This window comes from Tellurirhabdus bombi (assembly GCF_021484805.1).
GTDB lineage: Bacteria > Bacteroidota > Bacteroidia > Cytophagales > Spirosomataceae > Tellurirhabdus > Tellurirhabdus bombi.
Map to the genome: position 1 here is coordinate 1,701,924 of NZ_CP090557.1, position 12,835 is coordinate 1,714,758.

Annotated in this window: 14 protein-coding genes; 9 read left to right on the forward strand and 5 right to left on the reverse strand. The window is 48.7% G+C overall.

Translation table 11 applies throughout. From position 1 onward, the window contains the following. Positions 1–122: 122 nt before the first annotated feature. From L0Y31_RS07325 to L0Y31_RS07340, 4 genes are all read left to right on the forward strand, one after another. Positions 123–827 carry an RDD family protein gene (locus tag L0Y31_RS07325; RefSeq protein WP_234736465.1) on the forward strand — a complete coding sequence of 235 codons (705 nt, stop codon included), beginning with the start codon at positions 123–125 and terminating at the stop codon, positions 825–827. Between the two features lie 63 nt (positions 828–890). Further along, positions 891–2,081 (forward strand): M20 metallopeptidase family protein, encoded by a 1,191-nt coding sequence (locus tag L0Y31_RS07330; RefSeq protein ID WP_234736466.1) that lies wholly within the window; start codon positions 891–893, stop codon positions 2,079–2,081. 5 nt (positions 2,082–2,086) lie between these two features. Next, complete coding sequence (locus L0Y31_RS07335; protein ID WP_234736467.1) at positions 2,087–2,617, forward strand: SixA phosphatase family protein; 531 nt, start codon at positions 2,087–2,089, stop codon at positions 2,615–2,617. A 103-nt stretch (positions 2,618–2,720) separates the two neighbouring features. Next, a complete protein-coding gene (locus L0Y31_RS07340) occupies positions 2,721–3,173 on the forward strand; it encodes a hypothetical protein (RefSeq protein WP_234736468.1) in 453 nt (150 codons plus the stop codon). Between the two features lie 34 nt (positions 3,174–3,207). Here L0Y31_RS07340 and L0Y31_RS07345 read toward each other — a convergent pair whose 3' ends face one another. From L0Y31_RS07345 to L0Y31_RS07360, 4 genes are all read right to left on the reverse strand, one after another. Next, on the reverse strand, positions 3,208–3,990 hold the full coding sequence (locus tag L0Y31_RS07345; RefSeq protein WP_234736469.1) for a TonB family protein: 783 nt from the start codon (positions 3,988–3,990) through the stop codon (positions 3,208–3,210). A 136-nt stretch (positions 3,991–4,126) separates the two neighbouring features. Continuing rightward, complete coding sequence (locus tag L0Y31_RS07350; RefSeq protein WP_234736470.1) at positions 4,127–6,073, reverse strand: M56 family metallopeptidase; 1,947 nt, start codon at positions 6,071–6,073, stop codon at positions 4,127–4,129. Next, positions 6,070–6,444, reverse strand: a complete 375-nt coding sequence (locus L0Y31_RS07355; RefSeq protein WP_234736471.1) for a BlaI/MecI/CopY family transcriptional regulator — start codon at positions 6,442–6,444, stop codon at positions 6,070–6,072. The genes L0Y31_RS07350 and L0Y31_RS07355 overlap by 4 nt, the downstream gene beginning before the upstream one ends. A 180-nt stretch (positions 6,445–6,624) precedes the next feature. After that, positions 6,625–8,076, reverse strand: coding sequence for a M61 family metallopeptidase (locus tag L0Y31_RS07360; RefSeq protein ID WP_234736472.1), 1,452 nt, complete (start codon positions 8,074–8,076; stop codon positions 6,625–6,627). Positions 8,077–8,291: 215 nt separating this feature from the next. On the opposite strand from L0Y31_RS07360, the gene rpmH reads away from it, so the two are divergent. The 5 genes from rpmH (at position 8,292) to L0Y31_RS07385 (ending at position 11,963) form a co-directional block, all read left to right on the forward strand. Then, a complete protein-coding gene (gene rpmH / locus L0Y31_RS07365) occupies positions 8,292–8,459 on the forward strand; it encodes a 50S ribosomal protein L34 (RefSeq protein WP_234736473.1) in 168 nt (55 codons plus the stop codon). Positions 8,460–8,538: 79 nt separating this feature from the next. Continuing rightward, positions 8,539–8,931 carry a ribonuclease P protein component gene (gene rnpA, locus L0Y31_RS07370; RefSeq protein WP_234736474.1) on the forward strand — a complete coding sequence of 131 codons (393 nt, stop codon included), beginning with the start codon at positions 8,539–8,541 and terminating at the stop codon, positions 8,929–8,931. 92 nt (positions 8,932–9,023) lie between these two features. Further along, positions 9,024–10,679, forward strand: a complete 1,656-nt coding sequence (locus tag L0Y31_RS07375) for a S41 family peptidase (protein ID WP_234736475.1) — start codon at positions 9,024–9,026, stop codon at positions 10,677–10,679. Positions 10,680–10,752: 73 nt separating this feature from the next. Beyond that, positions 10,753–11,448 carry a tRNA (adenosine(37)-N6)-threonylcarbamoyltransferase complex dimerization subunit type 1 TsaB gene (tsaB, locus tag L0Y31_RS07380; RefSeq protein WP_234736476.1) on the forward strand — a complete coding sequence of 232 codons (696 nt, stop codon included), beginning with the start codon at positions 10,753–10,755 and terminating at the stop codon, positions 11,446–11,448. Positions 11,449–11,450: 2 nt separating this feature from the next. After that, the gene (locus tag L0Y31_RS07385) at positions 11,451–11,963 is read left to right on the forward strand and encodes a DUF2480 family protein (protein WP_234737140.1); all 513 of its coding nucleotides are present in this window, start codon (positions 11,451–11,453) and stop codon (positions 11,961–11,963) included. Here the strand turns inward: L0Y31_RS07385 and L0Y31_RS07390 are convergent. Next, complete coding sequence (locus L0Y31_RS07390; RefSeq protein WP_234736477.1) at positions 11,960–12,820, reverse strand: hypothetical protein; 861 nt, start codon at positions 12,818–12,820, stop codon at positions 11,960–11,962. The genes L0Y31_RS07385 and L0Y31_RS07390 overlap by 4 nt on opposite strands. Positions 12,821–12,835 lie beyond the last annotated feature (15 nt).

Consider the following 12,835-nt stretch of genomic DNA (forward strand, 5'->3'; position numbering starts at 1 on the left):
AAGTCGAAAGAGTCTCTCCAAAATACGGAACCTCCGGGAAATCATAGGCAGGAATTCATAAATCTTTTCTATTTTCGACTTTTGGCCCATACGGGTAGCCTGTTTTTGACTTTTAGCGTGACGTGAGCGTATCGATCCAAACATCCCAGAACGTACTGCTGGAATACGAACCCGCCAGCATTGGCGACCGAATTCTGGCAACCCTGATTGACTATGTGATTTTTCTGGTCTGGTTCATGCTTGTCGGCTGGCTAAGTAGATACGTGATTCGAATCAATGTCATGAGTTCATTTTTTTCTCTGGCTCTGTTTTACCTTCCCATCATGTTTTATGACCTGCTGTCGGAGGTGTTCATGAACGGGCAGAGCCTGGGGAAGCGAACGGTGAATATCCGGGTGGTCCGGCTCGATGGCTCACAACCCAATCTAGGCGGTTATGTCATTCGGTGGCTGCTGCGGTTGCTTGAGTCACCGCTGGTTTTTGGAGGAATCGTGGCAATCATCGCGATTGCGGTTAGTGGGCGTGGCCAGCGGGTGGGGGATGTGGCCGCCGGGACTACCGTCGTAAAACTAAATGCTACCGTAGCGCTCCATGAGGTGGTTTACGGCAATTTGCCTGATAATTATCAGGTGCGTTTTCCAGAAGTAAAAAACCTGTCTGATCGGGATATACAAATTATCCGGGGGGTTGTGCAGCGGGGAAATGCCGAGGTTGCCGAACGAACCGCCCGGAAGGTGCAACAGGTATTAAGCCTTGAAACAGACCTGGAAGATCGTGTTTTTCTCCAGACATTACTGAACGATTATCAACATATCGCTATGAACTAGCACCTGTGTTTTTGCCCTTACCGGCCAATTCACAGAATACCATCGCTTTGGCGACCCATACTTATGCAAGATCAAATTAAAAGCTTGGCCCGTCAATACGCGGCTGATATCGTTGCCAACCGGCGGCACCTGCACGCCAATCCAGAGTTGTCTTTTCATGAATACAACACGGCTAAGTTTGTCGCCGAGCAACTGAAAGCGATTGGCCTCACGCCGCAGGAAGGCGTGGCCGGAACAGGTCTGGTGGCCATTATTGAAGGAACAAATCCGACCAGCCGGGTGGTGGGGTTGCGGGCCGACATGGATGCCTTGCCCATTCTGGAAGCGAACGATGTGCCTTATAAATCGACTGTTCCGGGCGTGATGCACGCCTGCGGACACGATGTACACACATCCTCACTGCTCGGGACGGCCCGCATTCTGCAAAACCTACGTGACCAGTTTGAAGGCACCGTTAAGCTTGTTTTTCAACCGGCGGAGGAGAAAGCGCCCGGCGGAGCGTCGCTCATGATCAAAGACGGTGTACTGGAAAATCCGGCCCCGGCCAGCATGATTGGGCAGCACGTGGCACCGAATATTCCGGTGGGGAAAATTGGCTTCCGCGAAGGCATGTACATGGCCAGCACGGACGAACTGTACCTGACCGTGAAAGGCAAAGGCGGCCACGGAGCCATGCCAGACCAGTTGATCGACCCTGTATTGATCGCTTCGCACATCATTGTAGCGTTGCAGCAGATTATCAGCCGGAACCGCAAACCGGCGAACCCGTCGGTCTTGTCTTTCGGGCGGTTTATTGCCGATGGCGTGACGAATGTGATTCCGAACGAAGTGCATATTGAAGGAACGTTTCGCTGCATGGACGAAGAGTGGCGCGAAGATGGCCTGAAGCGCATGAAAAAACTGGCCGAGGGCATGGCCGAAGCAATGGGAGGAAGCTGCGAACTGAACGTTGTGCGCGGGTATCCATTCCTTAAAAACCACCCTGAGCTGACGCGGCGGCTGCGCTCATCCGCCACGGCTTACATGGGCTCAGAAAACGTCATTAACCTGGATCTCTGGATGGCCGGTGAAGACTTTGCGTTTTATTCGCAGGTGGTTGATTCTTGTTTCTACCGGCTGGGAACGCGCAACGAAGAACGAGGCATTATCTCGGGCGTGCATACGCCTACGTTTGACATCGACGAGTCGGCGCTGGAAATTGGAGCGGGTCTAATGAGTTGGTTAGCCATTAACGAGTTAAGCTCCCAAAAATAAAGCCTATGGTTTGCATTGCGTGGCGTCCTTTTTACCTGACGATTGTAGTTAGTTTGGCTATTTTTAGTCTTTCTTCCTGCTCGACCAGTACCATCTATATTGTTCGGCATGCGGAGAAGGTGAGCGAAGCCGACACAACCAGCCTTTCGCCAGTGGGTTTCCAGCGGGCCGAAGACCTGGCCGGGGCGCTCATCAACGCCCAGATTGATTCCATTCTAACCACGCCATACCGCCGAACCCGGCAAACGGCCGAACCACTAGCCCGTCAGTTAAACCTGCCCATCGTTTCGTATTCAGCTCGTTCGACGGAGGAAATTGTACAAAGGCTGGAGCGCATGAAGGGAAAAAACGTTCTGGTGGTAGGTCACAGCAATACCATTTTGGAAATTGCCAGAGGATTAGGCGTCAAGCCGAGAATGACGAAAATAGAATCAGACGATTTTGATAACCTACTGAGAATTACGCTCGAAAGAGGACTTTTTGGTAAATCCGTCCGCCTCCGAGAAAGTACGTATGGGGAGCCAACACCTCCGTGAGGCTGATTTTTAGGACTAACAAGCAGATTGAAAAAGGTTTTTGTGCAATTTTTCCCGGATAAATGCAGTTATACCAATAGTTACTATTATCTGATTATTGGTTATGTGTATAAGGATCGTTCGCGTATTGATTCTTCTTTTTAGTGTCATTAGTCTCAATGTAGTTGTTAGTAAAGCCCAGCAGCCAACTGGTTCAACCTTCCCCAATCGCTATACGGGCCGTCAAATTGTGGTCACCGTGGGCAACGGGGAAGCCCGCCCGGAATACCGAATGCTTGAAAATGGCTTACTATTTTACCGAAATACCACTGATAGTTCTTACCAGCAACTTGGCCAGCAGCCGAAGGAAAAAACCCAGGCGCTCTTTAAAAAACTAGAGCAGGAGCTGAAAGTGAAGACTGTTAAGGCAACAAAATCGGAAACGCCGGATGCGTCAGTAGCTTGGAAAAAGTCAAAAACGCAGTTTAACGTCAGTTGGGAAGGCAAAGATGCGCCCGATGGATACCGGGATTTTTACGAAGATTTCTTGAAGCTGTTTCCTAAAAAAACACGATAAAAAAAGCCCCGACCGAATCGGGGCTTTTTGTTTGTTACTCTTCCAAAGAAAAGTGTATGGGCAGATTAAAACGGACATTAACCGGTTTACCATCCTGCATAGCTGGTTTCCACTTCGGCATGGCTGCAACGATGCGTTTGGCCTCCTCATCTGTACCAAATCCCATCCCTTTCAATATTTTTACATCCTTAATGCTACCATCAGTCGTTACGATGAAGTTGACAAAAACCCGGCCTGATACATTGGCGCGAACCGCCGCCTCTGGATAGCGCATGTTTTTACCCAGCCATTCGAACAAAGCTGGCGTACCACCCGGAAATTCGGGTTGGTGCTGAACTACCGCAAAAATCTTTCCATCGACCAACGGGCTGGTTTCTTCATCTACCCGCGGCTTTGTAGGCAGGTTAGTAGCAGCAGAACTGATTCCCATTTTGACGATAAGATTACCGCGTTTGGGAGCGGCAGCCGGATTGGCAACGGCGATTTCTGTGGTAGGGTAACCATCAAACGTAACAACCAGCGTGGCATTACCCGGCACGTTAGAAAAAATAAAATTACCGTTTGCATCGGTTGAAGTGCCTCTGGATTGATTCTTTAACTCAATGTTGGCACCAGCTAACGGCTTGCCATCCGGCGAAAGAATCTGGCCCGAAATGGTTTTGGCGGCGGAGCTAGCAGTAGCCGACTCCTGTTGAACGACGTCCTTCTTGGACTGGTCTTCGCAGGCAGCAACGAACACGACAACGGCAGTAGTCAAGGCGGCAACGGCACCGTATTTCACCAGTGCCCACCGATTGGTTTTGGATTGTTGTAACATAAGAATGCGTTGTTTAAGGGTAGAAGAATTTAGAAAAGGGTTAATTAAAAAATCGGTTTCCGGCTTGAACGCGAAAGCGGACTGACAAGCGTTCAGCCAATGCTTGACTACTTGCTGCGGAGGTTTCATAAGAAGGTTATTTTCGGGTATAGATTCGGACTTCGGACGGGTCTGCCTGGTGGTTAACGTCGATCCGCTCGATGGTATTCGGGGATATTTCGCTCGCTTCCTCGCGTGTAATAACCTGATCGTTCACGTAGTAGGTGGCAGGTAGCTTTCGGTCTGTATAGATTTTGAGCTGATTCTTAAAGGCAGTAGCCTTTTGCTGAGTCGACGCATTTTTGGTGGTTACCTGAATGACGCCGTTTTTACCCCGTTCGCCATAAAGGGCGGTTGCTGATGCATCTTTGAGCACATCAATCGATAGAATGTTGTTAGGGTTTATTTGTCCAGGAGCAGGACGATCTACCTGGGGGATTCCGTCGATGATAAATAGCGGCGCTGGGTCATCCCACTGATTAGGCGCAAAGACACCTTTCGATAAGTCTTCTGCCGGAAGTTTTTTGTTGCCTTCCAGCATAAACCGAACGGGTATTGTATACTTGACCGAGACAGGTTCTCCGTTCTGCTTTCCTGGCGTCCAGTTGGGCATCTGGCTAACCACCCGAACGGCTTCTTCGTCGCAGCCGTAGCCAATCCCTTTCTGCACCTTTATGTCGCTTACGGCGCCGTTTTGATTAATAATAAAATCAACAAAAACAGTCCCCTGGATATTGCTGCGAGCGGCGGCGGCTGAGTAGCGTATGTGCCGGGCCAGGTACTGCTGCAAGGCTTCGATTCCCCCCGGAAATTCCGGCTTTTGCTCGACCACCGTAAATACTTTGTCCGATTTCTCTGCGGTAGATTTTTCTTCAGGAACTGTTGGTTTGACTTCAGGAACAAAGCCCACCACGACTATTTCACTCAGTACTTCCGGGCGCTGGGCTAGCGTAAAGTCAACGCTGGTTTTGCCCGCAACGGCTTTTACCTGAGAATCATAGCCGACAAAACTGACCACCAATTCAGCATTGGCCGCTATGTTTTTCAATTGGTAAGTTCCCTGCTTATTCGTTGATGCCCCCGTTGTTGTCCCTTTGACAATGATCGTTGCCCCGGCCAGCGGCTTTTTATCCTGATTGAACACGGTGCCGGTAACCGTAACTTTTTCATCTGCTACCGATGTAACCAGATTGGTAAGCTCTTCCCGGGCCGTGGTCATCGCCAGCAATCCGGTTGCTAGTGGAATCACCAGTAAATATTTTCCGACTGCCCAGCGGCTGGTCGTGCGGCTGTGCAACATCAGAATGCGTTCTTTCAGCAGGGAAGGGTTAAAAAAGCTGTTGGCAAGGCTGTCTGGCTGCGCATTGAAGGCGTATTCCACCAGAAAGGTGGCGTATTGATTTTTGTCGTTAGCACTCTCGTCGGCCAGAAATTCGTGAACCTGCCGAATGGCCTGTTTGTAGAATATAAAAACCGGATTAAGCCAGAAAACAACCTGAACCAGCTCAAAAAACAGAATGTCGGCGCTGTGCCATTGCCGGATATGCACCATTTCATGCTGACAAACAATGTTCTGGTGTTCTTGAGCATCCACTGGGTTAAGCACCAGATAGCGGAAAAACGAAAAAGACGGCACCTCCTTTTTTTCAGGCAGCACCAGCACGTGGTCTTCCCGAGGAACTCGTCGGGAGCGAGCAATTAACCGACTAACGCCCGTCAACCGGGATAATAGCCGAACGAAAATTAGTGCGGCTATTAAGCCATATACCCCATAGCTAATAATTTTCCAATCGGGGCCGGTTGGTTCGGTTGGTTGAGCTAATACGGTCACGGGCAGCGTTATAACCCCAATGGGCATGGGCAGTTGTTCAACTGTCTGGGTCGATAATTCGACCAGCGGCAGAAGCAACGCAACCAAAACGGAACCGATCAGATAAGCTCGATTCAGTTTAAAAAAGGTATGTCGCCGCAGCCATAACCAGTAGCAGGCGTAGAATAACACCAGATACAGGTTGGCTTTGAGAAAATAGTCTACTGCATTCATACGTTTTTTTTACGGTTTAGGAGTTCGATGATTTCATTGGCTTCCTTCAACGATAGATTCCGATCTTTGACAAAAAACGAAACCAGCTTTTTCAGCGAATTATCAAAGTAGTTGGACATCAACTGCTCGGTCTGGAATTGCTTGTACTGCTCTTCCGTGATCAGCGGGTAATACTCATGCGTTTTGCCGTAAGCCCGGTAGCCTACCAATCCTTTCTTTTCCAGAATCCGAATGATGGTAGAAACTGTATTGTAAGCTGGTTTTGGCTCATCGGAAAGCTCCGCCAAAACGTCTTTCACAAACGCTTTTTCCAGCTTCCACAATACCCGCATGATTTCTTCTTCGGCTTTGGTGAGTTCACGTACCTGCATTGTAATAAGACTTGTTGTAGTTGGAATAAATTGATACAGCTAATGTAAGACTAATGTGTTAGTTTTACAACTAATTAATTAGTTAAAAAGTTTAAAAGAAAATCCGCCATAAAAGATAGCGGATTAAGACCAAGTGAATTTAATAGCTTTTCAGGCGAGGATAGGGGGTAACGATAGAGTCTAAGCGCTTGGCTCCGTCCACCACTTTTTGCGCTCTTCCTGCCCGTCAGCATCCTCCAGATCGTGCAAAAGGAGCGAGGTCGTGTCACCTGACTCATAGCTTATTTGCAGCCCAACAAAGTTCAGATAATCATTTAGAAGCATTTCCAACGGCTGATTACTAAAAATGCAGGCATCGAAATACCAATCCAGTTTTTCACCCGCTACTTCTTCGCAAACAGCGCGGTAATCGTCGAGGCTATACCCTATAAACGGTTTGCCAAATCGCTCCCACATGATGCGCATCACATTATCGAGTGTGGTCTGGTGGTTTGTTTTTCGGCGGAGGTGCAAATCCAGAATCATGGCCGCAATAGCACCTTTGTGATAAACGGAAACTTTCCGGTCGGGAACTCCTTTTTCGTAGCCATCCAGCCACAAATCCCAGGAGGACTCGACAAGCGATTGTGCCGCCCGACCGCTCTGTTCAAAGTGTCGTTTAAATAAAACGTGCAGTTCTTTGCGGTAAGCTTCATCGCTGAACACACCCGAACGGCGCAGGATCAGATCACCATAATAGGTAGTGACGCCCTCGGCCACAAAACAGGTCGGAAAGTAGTTTTCCCGCGTGAAATCATACGGCAGCAGCTCTGTCGGGCGAATCCGGATAATGTTCCAGGTGTGAAATAATTCGTGGGAGCTAACGCCCAGCAAATCGACGTAAAGACCATCTTCGGGCGGCCCAAGAACAAGCATGGTCGAATTACGATGCTCAACTCCGTGGTAATAGGGAGTGTCCAGAACCAGGGTCAGAAAATGGTACTCAGTCTCCGGGAACGCGCCAAATAACTGAAGTTGTGCTTCTGTAAACCGCGTAAAATCGTATTTAATCCGCTCCCAATCAGGTTGGTAGTTGCCATGAATCCAAACGTGAAAGGGAATGCCATCGATGACATACTGATTATGTTGTAAATCTGGCGAAGCAATGAGCGGGCAGTCAACCAGTTCGTAAAAGTCGTTTGCTACCAGCGTCGTTGGGCCAGTTTTTTTCAGGCCACAGGCTATTTGCCAATCATCGGGAATACCGAGTTCAACCGTACAGCGTTCGTGCAGGCGGCCTTCAGCATAGAGGCAGACATTGACGGGGTTAATGTAGAGCAGGCGATGGTCGGCGTAGGACGTTCCGGCATTGATTACGTTGCTGTAATACGTAAAACGAACCACCAGTTCTGAAATTCCTTCCGTTTGTATGTGCCAGCGATCTTTGGTTATTTTGCGGAAAATCAGTGGGTTACCGTTTATGTCCGTGATCTCAAATTGCTGAATATTTTTGGCAAAATGCTGAAGCTCATACCGGCCGGGACGCCAGCTTGGTAGTTGAAGCTCAACACTCTCAGTGTCAATATCAGCAAGGTGGCATTCCACGTTGAGCGAGCGGGAGGCGGGATTTTCAGAAAAAAGTTTGTAATGCATAAGACGTTCCAGAAACGTTGGTACAACGGATAAAAGCTATTGAATAACGGATTTATCAATAAGGATCAGCCGTCCGAAGCTAATAAGTAGACCAGTAAAGTTAATCGCTTGTTTATGAAAACTATAAAAAGGTGAAAGCTACTTGCTACATAGCTAAAGATTCCCTACCTTTGCGGACTCTTTTAGGAACAACGATATCAAACGCATAGATTGTCATGAAAAGAACATACCAACCGTCGAACCGTAAGCGGAGAAACAAGCACGGCTTCCGCGAACGTATGGCTTCCGCTAGTGGTCGCAAATTATTAGCCGCTCGTCGCAAAAAAGGTCGTCATAAGCTGACTGTCTCCGACGAGAAAAAAGGCGAACGCTTTAAATTCTAATTATTGAGGTTACAGGCATAAATGGCTGGTGGAATCATCAGCTAGCTAGTTGTCCGTTAACTTTAATTCTCCATGACTTATGCGGCAAACGTTCCATAAATCAGAGCGGCTTTGCAGCAAAAAAGTCATTGACCAGTTATTTGAAAAAGGTAGCTCGACCGTTCGGACGTTCTACCTTTTTCCGTTTCGGGTATTGTATTTGCCCGTGCCCGAAAATTCCGCAGAGGATGCTTCTCCTTTGCCTGCTATTTTAATTACGGTTTCCAAACGCAACTTCAAACATGCCGTTGACCGTAACCTGCTTCGTCGCCGAATTCGCGAAGCATACCGCAAAAACAAACCGTTTTTATTCGGGACTCCCGAAAAATCCAAAAACGCGCCCGAATACATTGCCTTTTTGTATACCGCCCGGCAAAAAATTTCGTTTGAAGAGATAGAAAAAAGCATGAAATTAGTACTGGCTAAAATGTAGATCAGCCTTTGATTAGATGGTCTGACTGCCAGTTACCCATATTTTCCTTACACACAGCTTTAACAGACGGCTAAAAATTACCGTCCTACCTCATGAAAAAACGTTTCACTATTGCGGCGGCTACGGCGTTGTTGGCTGGTGGGCTGGGTTTTATGTCCTTCAAGCAGGACGACCGCTTCTTCGAGATTGCCAAAAACCTGGATATTTTCGCCACGCTGTTCAAAGAGCTGAACCTGTACTACGTCGATGAGGTCAATCCAAATCGCATGGTCAAGAGCAGCATCGATGCCATGCTAAAGGCGCTGGACCCCTATACCAATTTTTACGCCGAAGACGAGATTGAAGATTACATGACCATGACGACGGGCCGTTACAACGGTATCGGTGCACTCATCGGCCAACGGCAGGGAAAAAGCATCGTTATGATGATTTATGACGGAACACCTGCTGAAAAGTCTGGTCTGCGAATTGGCGACGAGATTGTTAAAGTAGATGGAGTAGACATCAAAACCCGCCGCGATTCCGATGCCGACAAATTGCTCCGTGGTCAGACCAATACGGCAGTCAAACTGACCGTGAAGCGGTTGGGTGCCAAAGATCCGTTGGACCTGGCGATTCCCCGCGACGTGGTGAAAATGACCAACGTGCCTTATTATGGTATGTTGTCGGCAGACGTTGGTTACATCGATCTGAAGGATTTTACCGCGACGGCTTCGCGTGAAGTGCGGAATGCTTTTGTAGAGCTGAAGGGCAAAGGAATGAAAAAGCTGGTGCTCGACGTTCGTGAAAATCCGGGCGGACTCTTGAACATGTCCATCGATATTGCCAACATTTGGGTCCCGAAAGATTCTGAAATTGTTACGACTAAAGGTAAAGTCACCGAGTGGAATAAGACATACACGGCACTCAATCCCTCGCTGGATTTGGATATTCCCATCGTTGTCCTGACCAATAGCCGGAGTGCATCGGCGGCTGAAATTGTTTCGGGTGTTATTCAGGATTACGACCGCGGCGTACTGATCGGCCAGCGTACCTACGGCAAAGGATTGGTACAGACAACGCGGGAATTGTCTTTTAACACCAAGCTGAAAATCACCACGGCGAAATATTACATTCCTAGCGGGCGCTGTATTCAGGCCATTGACTACAGCCATCGAAATACGGACGGGAGCGTTGGGAAGATTCCAGATTCGTTGAAAACGGCCTTCAAAACGAAAAATGGCCGTGTCGTTTACGACGGCGGGGGAGTAACGCCCGATATTCCAACGGAGGCAGTGGTTCCGACGCCTATTGCGTTGAGTCTGACTAACAAAGGATTGATTTTCGATTATGCCGTTAAATACCACAACGAGCATCCGACTATAAAACCTGCCCGCGAGTTTCGCCTGACCGATGCCGAGTACAAAGATTTTGAGAACTGGCTCAAAGATAAGGAGTACGACTACACTACGCAGGTCGAAAAAGACTTGGGTACGCTGGAAGCATCGGCCAAAAAAGAGAAAAACTTCGACCAGATTCAGGATCAGTTGAAAGCGTTGAAAGCAAAGGTGTCCCACAGCAAAGACACCGACCTGATGACGTTTAAAAGCGAAATCAAGGGGTTGCTGGAGCAGGAAATAGCGGGTCATTATTACCTGCAAAAGGGTCTGAAAGAAGCTTCCTTCGCGACCGATCCGGAGATCAAGGCAGCGCTGGACCTGTTCAAAGACATGAACAAATACCAGGCAACCTTAAAAGGCGGCAAGTAATTACCGACTGTTTGTATTTTTGTCATGCCGATACTGGGTTTTCGCCCAACTATCGGCATGACTTGTTTTTATTATGGCACTTATTCTAAGTATTGATACGTCCACTACCGTCTGTTCGGTAGCCCTGCACCAAGACGGCAATTTGTTAGCGGCTTACGAATTACTCGCGGAGAAATCATCTTCGGGGATGTTAACCACCCTGATTCGTGATGCGGTGCAGCATACCGGGCATCAATTGCCGGACCTCGACGCGGTTGCCGTGGCCAAAGGCCCTGGTTCTTATACGGGCTTACGGATTGGCGTATCGACGGCCAAAGGCTTGTGTTTTGCGCTGGATAAGCCGATGATTGCCATCAACACCCTGGAAGCGATGGCGCGCCAGATGGGCGCTTTTTACTCCCCGGCGCACGGCCTATGCCCCATGATTGACGCCCGGCGCATGGAGGTTTATTCCGCGGTTTATATGACTGATGGTCAGGAGATAGAAGCAACCGCCGCAACCATTGTCGATGAGCATTCGTTTGCTGAGGTGCTGGCGCAGCGTCCTGTTGTATTTTTTGGCAATGGTGCCGCCAAATGCAAGCCAGTCTTGAGCCATCAGGAAAACGCTATTTTCCCGGAAAGGCTGATTCATCCTTCGGCCAGAACGATTGGTGAACTGGCGGCCCTGGCCTACGCTGACACGAAGTTTGAAAACGTAGCCTTATTCGAGCCGTTTTACCTGAAAGATTTTGTGGGAACCAAGCCCCGGAAAGCAATTGTTCAATGAGTATGGAAACCGAAATTATTAACCGCGTCGCCAAAAGTGGCCTGCAAACGCTGGATCTGGAAGATTACTACCATACAGGGGAGCGGATCGTTTATGACCTGAAGGATAATCTGTATATGGGGCTGATTCTGAAAGAAAAAGACTTTCGGGATTTCCTGAAGTCCCACGACTGGAGCCAGTATGCGGGCAAAAATGTGGCCATTACGTGCTCTGAAGATGCCATTGTACCGACTTGGGCGTATATGCTGCTAACCCTGAACTTGCAACCGCACGCCAATCTGGTGGTCTACGGCTCGCTGCAAGATCTGGAAGAAAAACTTTATTTTGACGCCATTGCCAAAATTGACATCGAATCGTTTCGGGACACGAAGCTGGTTGTAAAGGGATGCAGCAAAGTGCCGGTTCCAACGGCGGCCTACGTTGAAGTGACTCGTTTGTTGCAACCCGTGGTTCAGAGTTTGATGTTTGGCGAGCCGTGCAGTACTGTGCCGTTGTATAAGCGTCCGAAAGCTTAACGGTTGTAAATAAATTCTTCGTAACTGCCGTCGTCGTAAATCATGCGTTTGGGGTAGCCATCGGGGCGGTACTCGAAGCGCCACCGATGTTCGGAAACCCTTGGAATACCGCTCACTTCAAAAGTGCGGGTAACAACCTGGCGGGTTATGTTATTGGTATTGCGGTCGTAAACTATTTCATTCCGCCCCGTGGTGTGATACGGATTCGGTTTCTGATCGTGTTCATAAACGGTTGTACTGATTAAATCGAGCTGGCCGTTTGTGGTGGCGTAGTATTTCTCGGTTTGCACGTTTCCGGCTGCATCATACGCATAGGTGGTATAAGACCCCAAAACGTTAGTCGGTGCATAGATACTGATCTTGACAATCTGTTGGTTCGCGTTGTATTCGTACAGGGAATAACTGCGGTATTCAGTTGCTTTATCCTGGGCAAGATAAGATCGACGCCATTTTGCCTGATTGGCTGGATTATGGACAATCTCCAGATACGAACTTAATTTTAAAGGCTGATTGCTTGGAGTGGAACTTGAAAACAGATTGGTGCTGTAGAGTTCGGCTCGTAGAGTACTGTCATTTGGCCAATGGTACGTCACTTTGCTTTCCAGACCATTCGGGCCATTATTGAACTCCAGCAAACGTCCGGCGGCGTTGTAGACAAAAGTAGAAACAGAAGTACGATTGGTCGTGTAACGGCTTTCCAGGAGGCGAAATCCAGCCGGCGAAGCCGAGGGCGTATTCGTCCGCTTCGATTCAACCGAAAGCGGGTCGCCAGTCAACAAAGGTTCCGGCGTAGAGTCTTTGGGGCCACAACTTCCAAGAGCTACCAGTAGTACCGCAATCAGGGAGAGTTTTTTCATGACAGTCAGGGTTTT

Bases quoted from the DNA above. Each gene is read 5' to 3' on its own strand.
- rnpA (WP_234736474.1), top strand. From the start codon at position 8,539: ATGCGGCAAACGTTCCATAAATCAGAGCGGCTTTGCAGCAAAAAAGTC.
- L0Y31_RS07335 (WP_234736467.1), top strand. From the start codon at position 2,087: ATGGTTTGCATTGCGTGGCGTCCTTTTTACCTGACGATTGTAGTTAGT.
- L0Y31_RS07385 (WP_234737140.1), top strand. From the start codon at position 11,451: ATGGAAACCGAAATTATTAACCGCGTCGCCAAAAGTGGCCTGCAAACG.
- rpmH (WP_234736473.1), top strand. From the start codon at position 8,292: ATGAAAAGAACATACCAACCGTCGAACCGTAAGCGGAGAAACAAGCAC.
- L0Y31_RS07340 (WP_234736468.1), top strand. From the start codon at position 2,721: ATGTGTATAAGGATCGTTCGCGTATTGATTCTTCTTTTTAGTGTCATT.
- L0Y31_RS07345 (WP_234736469.1), bottom strand. From the start codon at position 3,990: ATGTTACAACAATCCAAAACCAATCGGTGGGCACTGGTGAAATACGGT.
- L0Y31_RS07330 (WP_234736466.1), top strand. From the start codon at position 891: ATGCAAGATCAAATTAAAAGCTTGGCCCGTCAATACGCGGCTGATATC.
- L0Y31_RS07390 (WP_234736477.1), bottom strand. From the start codon at position 12,820: ATGAAAAAACTCTCCCTGATTGCGGTACTACTGGTAGCTCTTGGAAGT.
- L0Y31_RS07350 (WP_234736470.1), bottom strand. From the start codon at position 6,073: ATGAATGCAGTAGACTATTTTCTCAAAGCCAACCTGTATCTGGTGTTA.
- L0Y31_RS07355 (WP_234736471.1), bottom strand. From the start codon at position 6,444: ATGCAGGTACGTGAACTCACCAAAGCCGAAGAAGAAATCATGCGGGTA.
- L0Y31_RS07360 (WP_234736472.1), bottom strand. From the start codon at position 8,076: ATGCATTACAAACTTTTTTCTGAAAATCCCGCCTCCCGCTCGCTCAAC.
- tsaB (WP_234736476.1), top strand. From the start codon at position 10,753: ATGGCACTTATTCTAAGTATTGATACGTCCACTACCGTCTGTTCGGTA.
- L0Y31_RS07375 (WP_234736475.1), top strand. From the start codon at position 9,024: ATGAAAAAACGTTTCACTATTGCGGCGGCTACGGCGTTGTTGGCTGGT.